The organism is Salicola sp. Rm-C-2C1-2 (assembly GCF_040196175.1).
GTDB lineage: Bacteria > Pseudomonadota > Gammaproteobacteria > Pseudomonadales > Oleiphilaceae > Halospina.
This window is the reverse complement of sequence record NZ_JBEFNF010000001.1, coordinates 320,837-337,451: the sequence shown is the minus strand read 5'-3', so window position 1 is coordinate 337,451 and position 16,615 is coordinate 320,837. Positions and strand designations below refer to the sequence as shown.

General features: G+C 59.9%; 13 protein-coding genes and 2 tRNA genes. 6 read left to right on the top strand and 9 right to left on the bottom strand.

Annotated elements, in window-relative coordinates:
- Window positions 1-25: 25 nt before the first annotated feature.
- Together AAF659_RS01525 and AAF659_RS01520 are read left to right on the top strand one after the other, a co-directional pair.
- Complete coding sequence (locus tag AAF659_RS01525) at window positions 26-1,087, top strand: ion transporter (RefSeq protein ID WP_349749935.1); 1,062 nt, start codon at window positions 26-28, stop codon at window positions 1,085-1,087.
- Window positions 1,084-2,553 carry an amidase family protein gene (locus AAF659_RS01520; RefSeq protein WP_349749934.1) on the top strand — a complete coding sequence of 490 codons (1,470 nt, stop codon included), beginning with the start codon at window positions 1,084-1,086 and terminating at the stop codon, window positions 2,551-2,553. The genes AAF659_RS01525 and AAF659_RS01520 overlap by 4 nt, the downstream gene beginning before the upstream one ends.
- A gap of 5 nt (window positions 2,554-2,558) precedes the next feature.
- Here AAF659_RS01520 and AAF659_RS01515 read toward each other — a convergent pair whose 3' ends face one another.
- Window positions 2,559-3,833: an acetyl-CoA C-acetyltransferase gene (locus tag AAF659_RS01515; RefSeq protein WP_349750739.1), complete on the bottom strand. Its 1,275-nt coding sequence runs from the start codon at window positions 3,831-3,833 to the stop codon at window positions 2,559-2,561.
- Between the two features lie 357 nt (window positions 3,834-4,190).
- Between AAF659_RS01515 and AAF659_RS01510 the strand changes: the two genes are divergently transcribed.
- Window positions 4,191-5,618, top strand: a complete 1,428-nt coding sequence (locus AAF659_RS01510) for a 3-oxoacyl-ACP reductase (RefSeq protein WP_349749933.1) — start codon at window positions 4,191-4,193, stop codon at window positions 5,616-5,618.
- 150 nt (window positions 5,619-5,768) lie between these two features.
- Here AAF659_RS01510 and AAF659_RS01505 read toward each other — a convergent pair.
- The 4 genes from AAF659_RS01505 to AAF659_RS01490 all read right to left on the bottom strand — a co-directional run bounded on the left by AAF659_RS01505 (window position 5,769) and on the right by AAF659_RS01490 (window position 7,099).
- Window positions 5,769-5,845, bottom strand: a tRNA-Val gene (locus AAF659_RS01505).
- Window positions 5,846-5,851: 6 nt separating this feature from the next.
- Window positions 5,852-5,928: transfer RNA gene (locus tag AAF659_RS01500), tRNA-Asp, on the bottom strand.
- 87 nt (window positions 5,929-6,015) lie between these two features.
- Window positions 6,016-6,273 (bottom strand): hypothetical protein, encoded by a 258-nt coding sequence (locus AAF659_RS01495; protein WP_349749932.1) that lies wholly within the window; start codon window positions 6,271-6,273, stop codon window positions 6,016-6,018.
- A gap of 1 nt (window position 6,274) precedes the next feature.
- The gene (locus AAF659_RS01490; protein WP_349749931.1) at window positions 6,275-7,099 is read right to left on the bottom strand and encodes a hypothetical protein; all 825 of its coding nucleotides are present in this window, start codon (window positions 7,097-7,099) and stop codon (window positions 6,275-6,277) included.
- Between the two features lie 164 nt (window positions 7,100-7,263).
- On the opposite strand from AAF659_RS01490, the gene purE reads away from it, so the two are divergent.
- The 3 genes from purE to AAF659_RS01475 all read left to right on the top strand — a co-directional run bounded on the left by purE (window position 7,264) and on the right by AAF659_RS01475 (window position 11,051).
- Entirely contained in the window at window positions 7,264-7,761 is a 498-nt protein-coding gene (gene purE / locus AAF659_RS01485) for a 5-(carboxyamino)imidazole ribonucleotide mutase (RefSeq protein ID WP_349749930.1), read from the top strand.
- Between the two features lie 28 nt (window positions 7,762-7,789).
- On the top strand, window positions 7,790-8,896 hold the full coding sequence (locus AAF659_RS01480) for a 5-(carboxyamino)imidazole ribonucleotide synthase (protein ID WP_349749929.1): 1,107 nt from the start codon (window positions 7,790-7,792) through the stop codon (window positions 8,894-8,896).
- Window positions 8,897-9,002: 106 nt separating this feature from the next.
- Window positions 9,003-11,051, top strand: a complete 2,049-nt coding sequence (locus AAF659_RS01475) for a putative bifunctional diguanylate cyclase/phosphodiesterase (protein ID WP_349749928.1) — start codon at window positions 9,003-9,005, stop codon at window positions 11,049-11,051.
- Between the two features lie 61 nt (window positions 11,052-11,112).
- Here AAF659_RS01475 and gspD read toward each other — a convergent pair whose 3' ends face one another.
- From gspD to groL, 4 genes are all read right to left on the bottom strand, one after another.
- Window positions 11,113-13,104 (bottom strand): type II secretion system secretin GspD, encoded by a 1,992-nt coding sequence (gene gspD / locus AAF659_RS01470; RefSeq protein ID WP_349749927.1) that lies wholly within the window; start codon window positions 13,102-13,104, stop codon window positions 11,113-11,115.
- A 47-nt stretch (window positions 13,105-13,151) separates the two neighbouring features.
- The gene (locus AAF659_RS01465) at window positions 13,152-13,964 is read right to left on the bottom strand and encodes a type II secretion system protein N (RefSeq protein ID WP_349749926.1); all 813 of its coding nucleotides are present in this window, start codon (window positions 13,962-13,964) and stop codon (window positions 13,152-13,154) included.
- The gene (gspN, locus tag AAF659_RS01460; RefSeq protein WP_349750738.1) at window positions 13,961-14,671 is read right to left on the bottom strand and encodes a type II secretion system protein N; all 711 of its coding nucleotides are present in this window, start codon (window positions 14,669-14,671) and stop codon (window positions 13,961-13,963) included. The genes AAF659_RS01465 and gspN overlap by 4 nt, the downstream gene beginning before the upstream one ends.
- A gap of 231 nt (window positions 14,672-14,902) precedes the next feature.
- Window positions 14,903-16,561, bottom strand: a complete 1,659-nt coding sequence (gene groL / locus AAF659_RS01455; RefSeq protein WP_349749925.1) for a chaperonin GroEL — start codon at window positions 16,559-16,561, stop codon at window positions 14,903-14,905.
- Window positions 16,562-16,615 lie beyond the last annotated feature (54 nt).

The window sequence follows — 16,615 nt, the reverse complement described above, 5'->3', positions numbered from 1 at the left end:
TCAAGGCATGTCATAAGGATGTAGTGTGTTCGCCATCAATTTACGCAACCTCCGCACCAGCCATCAGTTGATCTGGTTCACTCTGGATGCGCTCATGCTGGTACTGCTGGTGGTCAACCTTGCCTGGCTCCTGTTTGATTCCCTTTATAGCGTGGATGTCATCAGGGACTTCCTCAGCCAGGAAGTACCGCCGCTAACGGCGTTCTACGACCCCATCCATCGCCACTTTCTGTTCTACGATCTGATGTTCATCGGGGTATTCCTGAGTGAGTTCACAGTGCGCTGGATTCACGCCGTCTACCGCCGCGAATACCAGCGCTGGTACTTCTACCCCATTGCGCACTGGTATGACCTGTTGGGCTGTATCCCGGCATCCGGTGCACGGATCCTGCGCTTTCTGCGTGTTTTCAGCATTGTCTATCGGCTTCAGAAGTACGGTGTTATCGACATCACCAAAACCCGACTCTTCGAGTTCCTGCGGTTCTATTACGATGCTTTCATGGAAGAGCTCTCTGATCGCGTGGTAACCAAGGTGCTCAGCGGTACCCAAGAGGAAGTAAAGCGTGGTTCACCGCTGGTCCAGCGCATCCAGGAGGAGGTGCTGCTGCCCCGCCGGGATCTGTTGGTGGATTTCCTTTCCTCCCGGATCAGTCGCTACGCCCGGGAAGGCTATTTGCCAAAGCAACAGGAGCTGCGCGCCTACCTCAACGCGCGCGTGATCTCGGCCATGAACCGCAACCGGGATCTGGGACGCATCCGTGAGCTGCCGGTATTCGGCAGCTGGGCCTCAGGTACCCTGGACCGCGCGGTGGGTGACATCACCGCTGAAGTAATCGAACAGATCCTTGAAGACCTGAGTTCCCCGGATAACCATGATTTTGTTGAGGATCTGGTGGATGTGCTGCTGACCCACCACGACCGCGACGACTCCCAGGCCAGTAAAGCGATCATTCAGGGTGTGATCGAGACCCTGGAACTGGTGAAGGATCAGGTCGCCGTCAAACGATGGCAGGAAGCCCTGACACAGAAGGATGAACGCATGGCTGCCGAAAAAGCGGCCCGAAAAGCACAGAAGGCATCTACATGAGCGACTGGCTGGACCGACCGGCACGACAACTGACTGAGGCTCTGCGTACCGGCAGAGTCGCCAGCGAAACAGTGACATCCGAGCTGCTAGCACGTATCGACGCACGCAATCCACCGATCAACGCGGTCATCTACCTCGATCGGGAACGGGCTCTGGATCAGGCCCGGGAGCGCGACCGCCAGCGTGAGCACAACACCCCCTGCGGCGCGCTTCACGGCCTGCCCATGACAGTCAAAGACGTCTGGGAAGTGGCTGGCATGCCCACCACCGCCGGCTCATCGTCCCTGAGCACGCATCACCCCAAGCGCCACGCTGATGCCATTCAACGTCTCGAAAACGCGGGCGCCATCATTATCGGCAAAACCAATGTGCCGCTCTTCGCCTCAGACCTTCAGACCTACAATCGGTTGTTTGGTGTCACCAACAACCCGCGGGACCTGAGCCTCACCCCTGGCGGGTCATCTGGAGGTGCCGCCGCCGCGCTCGCGGCTGGCATGACCCCACTGGAAATCGGCTCGGACGTGGGCGGCTCCATCCGCACGCCCGCCCATTTCAATGGTGTATTCGGGCACAAGCCCAGCCGTGACATCGTATCCCTGCGCGGCCATATCCCGGGACCCCCCGGCACTCTGAGCCAGCCTGATCTGGCCGAGGGTGGCCCCATGGCCAGGACGGCGGATGATCTCGCATTACTGCTGGATGTCATCGCGGGGCCACGCCCCCATGAAGGCCCACAGTGGACTCTATCGCTGCCTGAACCCGGGTTCAGCTGCCTCGGTGATGTTAGGGTTGCCACTTGTTTCCATGACGCATTATCACCCGTAGCTGATGCGCTCACACGCCACTATGAGGATCTGGCAACACGACTGGCGGACGCAGGGACAAGTGTTTCGCGAGCGGAGAATGAGTGGCTTGACCACCGCCGCCTGATGCCGCTTTACCACAACCTGCTCGGCAGCCTGCTCGGAACCGGCTTCCGGCCTAAACAACGCCGGCAGCTGAAGCTGATGGGGTATCTGGTCCGACTTTTCAGCCGGTGGATGCGAATCCCGCCTGGACTGGAACAGTACATTATCGGCGTGAATCAACCGGTTCTGAACTGGCTCCAGTATTCCGAGCAGAGGGAGCAGGCGCGTGCGGCACTGGTCAACACCCTGTTTGGCGACGCCGACGTTCTGCTTACGCCGGTGACGCCAACCACAGCCATCCCTCACAACCGCAGCCAGCCAATGTTCCGCCGCAAGATTCTGGTGGACGGACGGGAGCGCCCCTACACCGACCAGATGCACTGGATTGCCCTAGCCACCGTTCTGGGTCTGCCTGCAACCTCCGCTCCGGTAGGTCTGGATGAAAATGGTCTACCTTTCAACGTTCAGATTATAGGCGCTCCCGGTCAGGACCGGGCAACCATTGAGTTCGCGCGCCTGCTTGAGGCCGAGGGGCTGAGCGGATTCGACCCCCTCTAAGGGGGTCAACCGCGCTCGACAATGGCTGTCACGCCCTGGCCGCCAGCGGCACAGATTGAGATCAGGGCGCGACCACTCCCTTTTTGCTCCAGCAGTTTGGCGGCAGTCGCCAGAATACGTGCACCGGTGGCTGCAAAAGGATGCCCCGCTGCCAGACTGCTGCCCTTAACATTGAGCCTGCTGCGGTCAATGCGGCCCAGTGGGCTGGCGAGGCCCAGCTTTTCACTGCAGAAGGTCGCATCCTCCCAGGCCTTCAGCGTGCACAGCACCTGCGAGGCGAACGCCTCGTGGATCTCGTAGAAATCAAAGTCCTGCAGACTGAGACCGGCCTTATCCAGAAGCCGCGGTACGGCGTAGGCAGGCGCCATCAGCAGACCTTCCTTCTTATCGACAAAGTCGACGGCGCCGGTTTCAACATGGGTGAGGTAGGCACGCACATTCAGGCCTTTCGCTCGTGCCCACTCCTCGCTGCCCAGCAACACTGAGGAGGCGCCATCGGTCAGCGCCGTGCTGTTGGCAGCCGTCATGGTGCCGTCTTCTCTGTCGAACACCGGCTTGAGCTGGGACAGTTTTTCCAGGGAGGAATCCGGCCGCAGGATATTGTCCTTCTCAAGCCCCGCGAGCGGTGTGATCAGATCACTGAAAAAGCCTTCGTCGTAGGCCGCTGCCAGCTTCTGGTGACTTTCAAGCGCCAGCTGGTCCTGGTCTTCGCGGGCGATACGCCATTCATCAGCCGTAATCTGCTGGTGCTCGCCCATGGACATACCAGTCCGCGGTTCGCTGTTCTCAGGAATCAGCGGCAGCAGATGCTTTGGCCGGAAGCGGGCTGCAATCTTCAGCCGCTCTGTGTTGGAACGGGCGCGATTGAGATCCAGAAGCAGCTCACGCAGGCCTTCGCTCACGCCAATGGGCGCATCCGAGGTGGTATCCGTGCCCCCAGCAACACCCGCTTCAATCTGGCCCAGGGCAACTTTGTTAGCCACCAGGATGGCCGCCTCCAGGCCAGTACCACAGGCCTGCTGCACATCATAGGCCGGGGTCTCCGGCGCCAGACCTGAGCCAAGAACGGTCTCGCGGGTGAGATTGAAATCGCGCGAGTGTTTGATCACGGCGCCAGCAACCACCTCGCCCAGCCGTTCGCCCTCCAAACCGTAACGGTCCACCAGGCCACGCAGGGCCGCCGTCAGCATATCCTGGTTGGAAAGCTTGCTGTAGGCGGTATTGGAACGGGCAAACGGGATCCGGTTGCCCCCCAGGATGGCCACTTGGCGCGGCAACATCGAGGCGAACCCATTCCCGGTGCCCTGCCTGCTTTTGCTGGAGGTCGATTTCGCTTCTGCCATGGCGTTATACCCCTGTTGATATCAAGATGGAGAAAGTATCGGGTGCCTACTTTGCGGATTGCACACAAAGCCTCATTGGCTGAGGTGACGCTGTCGGGTGACAGCGGGTTCATTGCATTCAAAGGGGTAAGCGCGCCCAATACAGTCGCCCGAGACCACTGAAAAGTCCCTTATTGGATAACTGCCGGTTTTTCCGACGACTCGTTACAATTCAGCCAGTCACAGAATGTAACATGCCTGCGTCATGAATCTGAAAATGTTCCATTACCACTGACCCGAACAGAGGATACTGCTATGTCCGATTTCTATCTGAAATTCGTGAACACATCGGTGGGCAAACAGGCTGCCTCTTCATTGGGCCTGCCATCACCCATTGAGCTGCAACGCTGGAAGCGCCAGGACCAGGCGTTTATCGATGGCAAGGTCCTGGTTGGCGCCGGCCCCCGCCCACGAGCTCTGGCCGAACTGGGCGATATCCTGCGCGAAAGCCCGGCCACCCTCTATTCTCCGGAGGGTCCGGCGACACTGGGAGATTCCTCTGCCCTGGTGGAGAATGGCATTGCGAAGACACTGACCATGGAGGATGAGGCCATCGCCGAGCACCGGTTCAAGGCACTGGTTTTTGACGCCACCGGCATCCGCGACACCAACGAGCTGCGCTGCCTGTACGATTTCTTCCATCCGACCATCCGCCAGATGGCCAAGTGTGGCCGTGTGCTGATCGTTGGCACGGACCCGGCATCCTGCAAGACGCCGGCCCGCGCAGCCGCACACAAGGCGCTGGAAGGCTTTGTTCGCTCGATGGCCAAAGAGATCGGCAAAAACGGCGCCACCGCCCAGCTGTTGTGGGTTGCCCCCAATGCGGAGAACCAGATTGAATCCTCAGTCCGCTTTTTCCTGTCACCCAAATCCGCCTACGTGAACGGCCAACCGGTGCGCATTGGCAAAGGTAGTGGCACGAAAGGCCGCACCGCGGTTAACACCAATGCACCGCTAACCGGCAAGGTTGCGCTGGTGACCGGCGCGAGCCGGGGGATCGGTGAGGCGATTGCCCGAACCCTGGCCAGAGATGGTGCCCGCGTCGTCTGCCTGGACATTCCCGCTACCATGGAAGACCTTAACCGTGTGGCCGAGGATATTGACGGTTCCCCGCTGGCAGCGGACATCACGGAGGAAAATGGTCCACGGCTGATTGCGGATCATCTGGAGGATGCCTTCAATGGTGTGGACATTGTGGTGCACAACGCCGGTGTAACCCGGGATAAAACCCTGGCTCGCATGCCGGAACACTTCTGGGACATGGCGATTGCTGTGAATCTGACCGCTGAGGAACGCATTGACGAGGAACTGAGCGGGCGTGAGCTGATCCGGGAGAACGGGCGTATTGTGTGTGTATCCTCCATAGCCGGCTTTGCGGGCAATTTCGGCCAGACCAACTACGCTGCGTCCAAATCCGGCGTGATCGGCTATGTCGAAAGCATGGCACGGCACCTGAAAAACGGCATCACCATCAACGCTGTGGCGCCCGGGTTCATTGAGACTCAGATGACCGCCGCCATGCCCATGACCATGCGCGAGGCGGGCCGGCGTATGAACAGCCTCTCACAGGGCGGCCTGCCGGTGGACGTGGCCGAGACCATTGCCTGGTACTGCAACCCGCTTTCGCGCGGCATCAACGGCAATGTGGTGCGCGTTTGCGGACAGAGCCTGGTGGGCAAATAAACCCAGAAAATCCCGCCTGTGGGTCTCTGGCTCACAGGTGGCCGTCATTGCATAGACGCTAAGGCGAGCTAAAAGTAACTGAGAGAACGGATTTCAAGAGATGCAACTGTGCGTTGCGATCCGACAATCCAAGAAGAGGGGAAAATAAAATGGTGGGTGGTGCTGGGATCGAACCAGCGACCCTCGGCTTGTAAGGCCGATGCTCTCCCTAACTGAGCTAACCACCCAAAAGATGGCGGAGCGGACGGGACTCGAACCCGCGACCTCCGGCGTGACAGGCCGGCATTCTAACCATCTGAACTACCGCTCCGAATCGTTCTTAAGGGATTTCCCTGCCGAACGAGATGCGCATTCTAAACATTTCAGAGGAGCTGTCAAACCCCTTTCCTGAATTTTTTCAGCGCTCCCTGGATTCGTGGCCATCACCGCCTTCGATCACCTCCAGGGTCGGACCACGTCGCTGGCGCTCGCGCACCAGAGTCTCAACGCCCGCACGCCGGGATCTAGGCACGGCGTGCTGGGCCAGAGCCCGATTGAGGGCATCCAGGCGCTGTATAACCACGCTGGTCGCCCCGGCCAGCTGTTCGCTCTGGCGAGCGTTCCAGCGTGCCAAACGCCGCCGCAACGGCGCCCGGGATCCACATTGACGAACCATGTCAGGAGCCCTCCCCCGCCTTCTGATTGTTGGCCAGACGATCCACACGCTCCTGCAGACGCACAAAGCGCTGGGTCAGTTGGGCCCGTGAACTGTCGATAGAGTCGACCACGGACTCAAGCTCTGCCAGCTGAGCTTTCAGTTCGCTGACCTCACCGCTGCCGGACACGTCTTTTTCCAAAGTCGCCACACCGTCTTCCAGACCGTCAAGACGGGCACGCATCTCTTCCAGCGCCAGCCGGCGATCCTGTTCAAGGGAACGGGTACGGCTGTCCAGATCATCACGCACGGCCTGAATGGCCTCTTCCAGGGGCGCGCGCAGCTCATCCGCATCGGGCAATCCCTCGACAGAACCTGCAATTTCATCTAGCCGGTCTTTCTGGCGCGACTGCCCGGAATCCAGCTCGCCAACACTGGAATTCAGTGTGCCCATCTGCTCCTCCAGCGCCTCAATGCGAGGTTGATTGGTCTGGTGAGCGACGACCCAGAGCTTGCGCATCTCACTGTCGAGCATCTCAAGCTGCTCGGAAACCGCCTGGCCAGTCTCCTCGCGCTCCTCGTCCACCACCCCCAGCTCCATCTGGTTGGTGCGGACATCGCTTTTAACTGTTGCCAGTGTGCGCTCCAGCGAGGCGATCCGCTGTGCCTGCTCCCAGACCAGCCAGCCACCGGCACCGGCACAGACCACGACCAACAACAGCATCATCCACAGCGGCCGCATCCCGGCAGGCCTGTAACCGTCTTCAGAGCCTTTATGTCTGCCATGCTGCGCTGCCGCGTTCTCACGTTCGGCCAGTTGATCGTCATCGGGTTTCAGTGACTCCATGCGGTTCTCCCAGTGTTAACGGCTACTGCCTTTGATCGGCTCACCGCATGGTACCCCCGGCACTGCACTGGGCAAAGCCCAGGGGGATGGTCACCATTTGCACTGTTACGCCTGCCAGCATAGAATAACGCGCTTTCCCGCTGGACAGTGATGTGGAGTCACCCATGGCGCAACAGGCTCAGGTCGGACTCATCATGGGCTCAAAATCGGACTGGCCAACCATGGAGCATGCGGCCACCGTGATGGAGGAACTTGGCGTCGCCTACGAACGCCAGGTGGTTTCAGCCCACCGCACACCGGATCTGCTCAGCAGCTACGCCGCGCAAGCGCGCGCACGGGGCCTGAAGGTCATCATTGCCGGAGCTGGTGGTGCCGCCCACCTGCCCGGTATGGTGGCGGCCAACACCACGCTGCCGGTTCTGGGTGTCCCCGTGGAATCGCGCGCGCTGAGCGGCGTTGACTCCCTGTACTCGATTGTGCAGATGCCCGGCGGCGTTCCTGTTGGCACTCTCGCCATCGGCAAGGCGGGTGCGCGTAACGCCGGCCTCCTGGCCGCCCAGATCCTGTCTGTTTACGATGCATCCATTGCACAGGCACTGCAGACGTTCCGGGAAAACCAGACGCAGAACGTGTTGGACAACCCCGACCCAGCAGCGGACTGAACCACCCCTTTCACGGCAGGAGGGCACGATGAAAATCGGCATTCTCGGTGCGGGCCAGCTGGGCCGCATGCTGACACTGGATGGCCTGCGCCTGGGTCACGAGTTCAGCCTCTATGACCCGACTGGCAAGGGCTCGGCCGGCGTAGGCACCGTCTACAACGACGCCGAAGGCGAGCATCTGGAAACCTTCCTCAACGATACGGATGTGGTGACCTACGAATTCGAGCACCTGCCACTTGATCTGGTCAACCGCATCGCAATGGAAAAACCGGTGCACCCATTGCCCAGGGCTCTGCAGTACTGTCAGAACCGCACCCTTGAAAAGGCGCTTTTCCGGGATCTGGGCATCAGCACCGCACCCTTTGAAGTGGTGGACTCCGCGGCGGCACTGCAGGCTGCTACCCAGCGAATGGGGGGGCGCGTGGTGGCCAAATCCGCCACCGATGGTTACGACGGCAAGGGGCAGGCCGTGCTGGAATCACCGGAACAGGCGGCGGATGCATGGCCACGCATCGGCTGTAATACAGCCATCGCCGAATCCTTTGTGCCCTTCCACCGGGAGCTGTCCATCGTCGCTGCCCGCGGCCAGGATGGTGAGCTCGCCTTCTACCCGCTGGCCGAAAACATTCACCATCAGGGCATTCTGCGCTTTTCCATTGCTCCAGCGCCGCACATTAAGCCGGAACTCGAAGATCAGGCCCAGCGCATGATCCGAACGCTGATGAATGAACTGGGGTATGTGGGAGTTCTGGCGCTGGAAATGTTCGAGACGGACGAAGGTCTGGTGGCCAACGAAATGGCACCACGTGTTCACAACAGCGGCCACTGGAGTCAGAACGGCGCGGTGACCAGCCAGTTCGAGAATCACATCCGTGCCGTTTCCGGGCTGCCACTGGGTGAAACAGCCGCCTTCCAACCCACTTGCATGATCAACCTGATTAGCGAGACCGGTCGGGTGGCGGACATCCTCAAACTGCCCTACACGCATCTTCACCTGTATGGCAAGTCGGAGCGACTGGGCCGCAAATTGGGCCACATCAACATCCTGGCGGATTCCCTGGAGGAATTGCGCTGGCGCGCCATGAACACCGCCAGCCTGCTGCCCGGCTGCCCGGATTTCGAGTGGCGACCCTAGCCTGCAAGCGCCTTGTCACTGATTTTTTAGCTTTTAACTCAGACCTGCTACGCTTGTGCTGTGCCGGGATTTCCCGGAAGGAGTGACAAGGAATCCGGACTGCCCCATGAGGACACTTTTCCAGCCTGAACGCCGCCTCGGTTACCGCATCCTGCGCTGGATACTGATTACCGCGTTTACTGTCGGTCTGGTGATTGGCAGCGCTCAGATCTTTATCGACTTCCGTACCATCTCAGAGGAACTCGATGATCGTGCCTATCAAACGCTCGCTCTGGTCCGGGAACCGGCAACCCAAGCGGTTTACAGCATTGACGAGGATCTTGCGAAGCAGGTGATCGATGGTCTGTTCGAGCAGCACTCCATCCGTGGTGGCGAGATCACCCACCCTGACGGCATGCCCCTGGCCCGGAACCAACGTCCGCTCACTGAAAGCCCGTATCGCTCGCTGACGGATATGATTTTCGGGCAGCAGCGCACCTACAGGGTGGATCTGGTTCGATCCCAGTCCGGCGAGGAGGTTAAGTACGGGGAGCTGGTCATCAAGGTGGATACCGCACCGCAGGCCACGCTCTGGCTGGAACGCGCCTTCCTCATTCTGCTCTCAGGCGTTGCGCGTGCGGTTATTCTTGGCCTGGTTCTGTATGTGGTCTATCACCTACTGGTCACACGACCTCTTTTCCGCATCGCCGAAGATCTGTCCAATGTGGATCCCGCCGACCCTGGTCGCCACCTGCTCCAGACCCCCCGGGGCCATGACCGCGACGAGCTCGACACCTGGGTCAAGGCCACCAATGAGCTGCTGACGGCCATATCCGAAACCCAACAGAAACACCAGGACGCCCAGGATCGCATCACGCGCCTGTCGCGCTATGATGCACTGACCGGCATGCCTAACCGGGACATGTTCCTCAGCCTGCTCAACGGGGCTCTGGAAACAGCGCGCCGCCAGCGAGGCATGGTGGCAATCTTCTGCCTGGGACTGGATGATTTCAAGACACTCAACGAGCAGTATGGCTTCTCCAGTGGCGACCAGCTCCTACAGGTGATCGCCGAAAGGATCATCAACAACAATCACGAGGAGCTGATCAACGGCGGGCGACTTGGCGCCGACCAGTTCGCCATCATCCAGAGCGGGATAAGCGAGACGTTCCAGGCAGCAGCCATGGCCGACTGGCTGCTGCACGAGATCAGCCGGCCCGTGAATGTTGGCGGCAAGGAAATCAGCATCACCGCGACCATTGGCGTTGCGGTCTACCCGGACGATGCCCTGCAATCCGACCGCCTCCTCCAGAAAGCTGAACAGTCCATGACGCTGGCCAAGTCCGAGGGCCGCAACCAGTTCCAGTTCTATGTGGCCAGCGTCGACCAGGCCATCCGCGAGCGTAAGAGCCTGGAACGAGACCTGGACGTGGCCCTGGCCCAGCGCCAGTTCCATCTGCTGTTTCAACCCCAGGTGGACATGGACAACCGGCGTGTCCTGGGCGCAGAGGCGCTGCTTCGCTGGCACCATCCGGAACGTGGCTTCATCCCACCGGACGAGTTCATTCCCCTGGCGGAACTCAACCTGTCCATCATTGAGATCGGTTACTGGGTGCTGGATGAAGCCTGCCGCCAAGCCAGGGAATGGATGGATCAGGGCCTGGCCCTTCGGATGTCCGTGAATCTTTCACCGGTGCAGCTGCGTCAGAGCAACATCGTGGATGTAATCCTCGGCACCCTGCGTCAGCATGACCTGCCACCTTCCCGGCTGGAGCTGGAGGTCACTGAGACCAGTTTCATGCAGAACCTGGATGACGCCATCGGCAAGCTCTCACGTCTGCGTGACGAAGGCATCCGTGTGGCAGTGGATGATTTCGGCACCGGCTATTCTTCACTAACCTACCTCAAGCGGCTGCCGGTACACCATCTGAAGATCGACAAACAGTTTATACGGGATCTTCTGGCCAACGAGGAAGACACCCAGATCGCCAACACCATTATTGACCTCGGCCGCAGTCTGAGCCTTGATGTGATTGCCGAAGGCGTGGAAACCGAGGAGCAGAGCGTCTACCTGGTGAATCGCGGCTGTATCATGGCTCAGGGCTTCTTCTTCAGCAAACCGGTAGATGAAGAGCAGTTCCTGTCCTTCATCGACACATTCGAAACCACGCCATAATACGAGGGCGGCACCAGCAACCTAAGATCAGCTGTGCCGCCCCGCTGGCCGGAGCGGGGCCTCACTCCACCGGTGGCAGCGGGTTGCCCCGGAACATTTCCTCCATCGCGGGCCGCTGCGGCTGATCCTCGCCTTGCTCGTCCCCGTTCATCCCCAGATTCACCCGCCACAGGCGCTTGAACTGGGTGCGGGCGACCTGATCCGCTTCACCTTCCTCACGCAGAATGGTCGGCCTGAGGAAGACAATCAGGTTGCGCTTCTGTCGTGTTTTGGTTTCGCTGCGGAACAGTGCCCCAAGCAACGGAATATCACCAAGCAGCGGCACCTTGCTCTTGCTCACCCTGTAATCCTCATTGATCAGACCGCCCAGAACGATGGTTTCTTCATCGTCAGCCAGCACGGTGGTCTTGATCTCGCGCTTTTCGGTAATCAGATCGGCGGCGCTGTCCAGTGACTGACCAATATCCTCGGTAGTCTGCTCCACCGCCAGCTTGACCACATCGTCCGCGCTGATGCTGGGCTTGACGTTCAGGGTCAGGCCAATGTCCTTGCGCTCAATCGTTGTAAAGGGGTTCTGGAGACCATCACCGGTACTGGTGGACTGCCCTGTGCGAAAAGGCACGTTCTGGCCCACGATGATCTCGGATTCCTCGTTGTCCAGAGTGATGATCGACGGTGTGGACAGCAGATTGGCCTTACTGGAGGTGGATAGGGCCTGAATCAGAACCCCCCAGGTTATGCCACTCGAATCGCGGTCTCCGGCCCCAATGGAGAGTCCAGCCCCCAACCCAAGATTACTGCTGCCCTCACTGCTACCGGTCGATCCACCCAGGATCTGGCCGAGTACGGCGTTGAGGCTGACACCCACGTTATTGAAGTTGGTGCCAGCCACGGGTGCGGTGGAGTTACCGGATTCATCCCCCGCGCCCCACTGGACACCCAGATCCTGACCGGCTTCATTGCTGATCTCCACGATCGCCGCCTCAATAAGAACCTGGGCACGACGCACATCCAGTTGATTCACGATGGATTCGATCTCGCTCATCACCTGCGGCTCGGCGCGCACCACCAGAGCATTGAGGCCTTTATTCGCATAGACGGAAGCGTCGGTCTGGCCACCATTGCCCTGGCCGCCGCTTTCGCCCTCTGTGATGTCACCCATCAATCCACTCAGCATCTCACTGAGCTTGGTGGCATCGGCATGGCTCAGCCGTATGACCTTAGTGGTACCCCGGCTGGTACTGGGGGTATCAAGCTTTTCGACCAGCTCCCGCACTTTCTCGCGGAAGGTGCTGGTGCCACGCAGGATGAGGCGATTACTGCGCTCATCGGCAACCACGCTGGCGGAACTGCCGTCGTCACTGCCGCCCCGCCCACTGAGCTGATCCGGGCCCAGTTCCTGAAGCAATTCCACCATGTCACCAACGTAGGCTTCTTCCAGCTGGACCACCTCAACCTCGGAGTCGGTGGGTTTATCCAGGTCATCAATCAGGCCCTGCATGCGCTCAATGTTGGCCTTGTGGTCACTGATGATCAGCGCATTCGCGGCGGAAACCCCCGCAAGATGCCCGTAACTGGCCACCATGGGGCGCAGGATGGGCACCAGCTGCATGGCGCTGACGTTCTCCACATGGATAACGCGCGTCATCAGCTGCTCGGACGGCACATCCATAAAGCGGGTGATGTCCTCGGCGGTCTGCTTGGCATCGCTTTGCTGGATCACCTTGATGGACTCTTCCCCGGGAATAGCGGTGAAGCCATGCACATGCAACACCGAGAGGAAGAGATCATAGACCTCCTGCTTATTCATCGGCGTCTCAGAGACCACCGTGACCTTGCCCTTCACGCGCGGATCCACCACAAAACTGTAGCCAGTGATATCCGAAACCTGATCCACCAGGGCCCGTATATCAGCATCCTTGAGATTCACCGTCCAGGTTTCAGGGCTCCCGGTTTCAGCCGCGGCCTCATCTGCGGGCTGGGGGTTGTCCTGGGCCATGAGGGGCATGGATGCCAGTAGTGCCAGCGCAAACGCGAAAAACAGTCGTTGCATGCGGATCATCGGATAACCAGTGCCTGTGATTGTCTCTGGTAAGCCGGTTACGGAACCGGAACCGTGAATGAAAAGCGTGTTCCCCCACGCTCAATTTCCAGCTCGAGCCGATCCGAGTTCATCCAGCGTTCAAGGTTTGCCCGATCTGCCTCGATATCGCCCAGCTGCTGTCCATTGACGGAGATGATCACATCTCCCTGTTGCAGGTTCATGGCCGAAAGCTGTTCATTGGTGCCGTCATAGACATAGCCAGGACCGTTGTCGTTGGGTCGGAAACCAGCTTTGGCAATTGTCTCCCGGGGATTGTCCTCAAGTGCGGCAACGGCGCGCTCAACTCCGGCCCGGTTATCTTCCGTGCTTTCTCCTACAGCCGCAACCCCACCAAGTGTGAGCCCCTCGTCATCAAAACTCAGCGACTCCACTTCGCCGTTGCGCCGCAACAGAATGCGATTGGACTCCACGGCCACCAGTTGCGCGCCACCTGGGAGTTCATCGCCCACGCTGTAGCGCTCAGCGGTCCCGCCCCGCCCGGAGAGGATAGCACTGGAGCCTTTACCGCGGGTGGCCAGAAACACGCCATGAAGCGTCAGTGTAAGCCCTGTTTCAGGAGCAGTTTCCCTTTCCACGCGGGAGACATCATCACCATCGCCCGAGGCCGCGCGGCCAAAGAGCGCCATCTCACCCAGCACAACGGCGCTACCTGCGCTTTCCCGGGGTGCACTGCCCGAAAGCGTGAGCTCCACCGGCTCTGACGGCTCCGGCCAGATCACACGCCAACTCCACTGACCGCCCTTCCAGCCGAGCTGGATCGCCAGCACCACCAATAGCAGATGAGCCAGACGAACCGGCCAGCGACTCATGGCGCCACCTGCTGACTGACACGGAAAACCACATCTCCCGGTGCTGCCCCCGGGGCGAAATCCAGCCCCAGGAACTCAATCCAGCGTTTGTAGAGCTCAACCTGCGCCCTGCCTCCGGCATCCAAAAGCACACGCACTGCCGGCTGCGAACTGCCCTGTTCCATGAGTACGAGCTCGGGCTGCCCATTGCTGCTGGTGAGTTGCCCCTCTATCGGTGGCATGCCGGACTGGCGAACCTGGCTCCCCATGGGCCAGGTCACAGTGCCCCCCGGCCACTGACCCTGTCCCTGAAAATCGCTAAGACCACGCTCCGGATCCCAGACCCCGAAAAAGCTTTCAAGCGTCACAACGCCGGGGACCCGGAGTGGCTTCACGCCCAGATCATGAGCGGTGATCTCGGCCAGATCCACACGGGCATGACGCAGCAGCACCCGCACGCGGCCATCGAGCATGGTGGTTACACTGCCCTCGGCTCGGGACCCCCGTGACTGGAGTCGCCATTCCAGCGGGACAAAACCGTGAATCACCGACCCTGGCTGAAGCTGCCAGCTCAAGCGCAAGGGCAAACCCTGAACGTGTAGCCAGGCATCACCGGACCAGACGGTCCCCCCCACCTGCTGGACCTCAACCACCTCTGGCACGGGCACCTGACGCGCCACCTGAGCCCATACCCACCCGGCGGGAAGATGGATAACCAGTGCGAGCATCCAGGTCAATACAAGAACCAGGACGAGAAAAAACAACCGAAACGGCCCGAGCCGGAAGCGGGGGGGCTCAGTTCCGGAGGACGATTCAGCGTTTTGAGGGGACGATCTACGCATCCTTACGACAACTACTGCGATGGCGGCGACGACAGGATAACCATAAAAAACCCCCGAGGCGAACCGCCACCGGGGGTTTTCTTGGAGCCGGTCACACCGGCGGTGAGGAAAGGGGGCTTACATCATGCCGCCCATACCTCCCATGCCGCCCATATCGGGCATGCCACCGCCACCGGCACCGGCACCGCCGCCGTCGCTCTCTTCCGGCTGATCAGCGATCATGCACTCGGTGGTGATCATCAAGCCAGCCACGGACGCCGCTGCCTGCAGTGCAGAGCGGGTTACCTTGGCCGGATCAATGATGCCGGCTTCGAGCATGTCGGTGTAAGCGCCAGTTGCGGCGTTGTATCCGTAGTTGCCCTCACCCTGAAGCACCTTATCGACCACAACGGCCGGCTCATCACCGGAATTGTAGGCGATCTGCTTGAGCGGCGCTTCCATGGCACGACGCAGCAGGTTGATGCCCATCTGGCGCTCTTCGTTATCGCCCTTAAGTCCTTCAATAGCCTGCAGCGCGCGCACCAGAGCCACACCGCCGCCGGATACGATGCCTTCTTCAACCGCAGCGCGGGTGGAGTGCAACGCATCCTCAACGCGGGCCTTCTTCTCCTTCATCTCAACTTCGGAGCCAGCGCCCACCTTGATCACGGCGACACCACCAGCCAGCTTGGCAAGGCGCTCCTGGAGCTTTTCCTTGTCATAGTCAGAGGTGCTGTCCTCGATCTGCTTCTTGATCTGGCCAGTGCGGGCTTCGATGTCGTGCTGCTGACCATTGCCGTTGATAACGGTGCTGTCTTCCTTGCTGATGTTGATGCGCTTAGCACTTCCCAGGTCATCCAGGGAGACATTCTCAAGGGTCAGGCCGACTTCCTCGGAGATCACGGTACCGCCAGTAAGAACGGCGATGTCCTGCATCATCTCCTTGCGACGGTCACCAAAGCCGGGAGCCTTGACCGCAGCAACCTTGACGATGCCGCGCATATTGTTGACCACCAGAGTCGCCAGCGCTTCGCTTTCAACGTCCTCGGCAATGATCAGCAACGGCTTGCCGGACTTGGAAACCGCTTCCAGCGTCGGCAACAGGTCGCGAACATTGGAGATCTTCTTGTCGACGAGCAGGATGTAGGGGTCGTCCAGCTCGACGGTCATGCTCTCGTTGTTGTTGATGAAGTAGGGCGAGAGGTAGCCGCGGTCGAATTGCATGCCTTCAACCACTTCCAGCTCATCCTCAAGGCCACGGCCCTCCTCAACGGTGATGACCCCTTCCTGGCCAACCTTGTCCATCGCGTCCGCAATCAGTTCGCCAACAGTGTCATCGCTGTTAGCGGAGATGGTGCCTACCTGGGCGATGGTCTTGGAATCGTTACAGGGGGTGGAAAGCTGGCGGATCTCTTCAACCGCTGCCTCGCAGGCCTTGTCGATGCCACGCTTGAGGTCCATGGGGTTCATCCCCGCGGTTACAGCCTTAACACCCTCGCGCACGATGGCCTGTGCCAGAACGGTTGCGGTAGTGGTGCCGTCACCGGCGTTGTCATTGGTCTGGGAAGCGACTTCCTTGACCATCTGAGCGCCCATGTTCTCGAACTTGTCTTCCAGTTCAATTTCTTTGGCAACGCTTACACCGTCTTTAGTGACGTTCGGTGCACCGAAGGACTTGTCCATCACCACGTTACGGCCCTTGGGACCGAGGGTGACCTTGACCGCGTCAGCCAGGGTATTGACCCCGTTGACCATCTGAGTGCGGGCGTGATCGGAAAACTTGATCTCTTTCGCCATAGTGCTCGTTTCCTGTTCGTTGACTGTTGAAACTCGTCAGATGCCGGAAGCCGT

What these genes read in the sequence shown, in the direction of transcription:
- gspN (WP_349750738.1), bottom strand. Translation starts at nt 14,671, where the DNA reads ATGCTCGCACTGGTTATCCATCTTCCCGCCGGGTGGGTATGGGCTCAG.
- groL (WP_349749925.1), bottom strand. Translation starts at nt 16,561, where the DNA reads ATGGCGAAAGAGATCAAGTTTTCCGATCACGCCCGCACTCAGATGGTC.
- purE (WP_349749930.1), top strand. Translation starts at nt 7,264, where the DNA reads ATGGCGCAACAGGCTCAGGTCGGACTCATCATGGGCTCAAAATCGGAC.
- AAF659_RS01475 (WP_349749928.1), top strand. Translation starts at nt 9,003, where the DNA reads ATGAGGACACTTTTCCAGCCTGAACGCCGCCTCGGTTACCGCATCCTG.
- AAF659_RS01520 (WP_349749934.1), top strand. Translation starts at nt 1,084, where the DNA reads ATGAGCGACTGGCTGGACCGACCGGCACGACAACTGACTGAGGCTCTG.
- gspD (WP_349749927.1), bottom strand. Translation starts at nt 13,104, where the DNA reads ATGCAACGACTGTTTTTCGCGTTTGCGCTGGCACTACTGGCATCCATG.
- AAF659_RS01480 (WP_349749929.1), top strand. Translation starts at nt 7,790, where the DNA reads ATGAAAATCGGCATTCTCGGTGCGGGCCAGCTGGGCCGCATGCTGACA.
- AAF659_RS01495 (WP_349749932.1), bottom strand. Translation starts at nt 6,273, where the DNA reads ATGGTTCGTCAATGTGGATCCCGGGCGCCGTTGCGGCGGCGTTTGGCA.
- AAF659_RS01510 (WP_349749933.1), top strand. Translation starts at nt 4,191, where the DNA reads ATGTCCGATTTCTATCTGAAATTCGTGAACACATCGGTGGGCAAACAG.
- AAF659_RS01465 (WP_349749926.1), bottom strand. Translation starts at nt 13,964, where the DNA reads ATGAGTCGCTGGCCGGTTCGTCTGGCTCATCTGCTATTGGTGGTGCTG.
- AAF659_RS01515 (WP_349750739.1), bottom strand. Translation starts at nt 3,833, where the DNA reads ATGTTGCCGCGCCAAGTGGCCATCCTGGGGGGCAACCGGATCCCGTTT.
- AAF659_RS01490 (WP_349749931.1), bottom strand. Translation starts at nt 7,099, where the DNA reads ATGGAGTCACTGAAACCCGATGACGATCAACTGGCCGAACGTGAGAAC.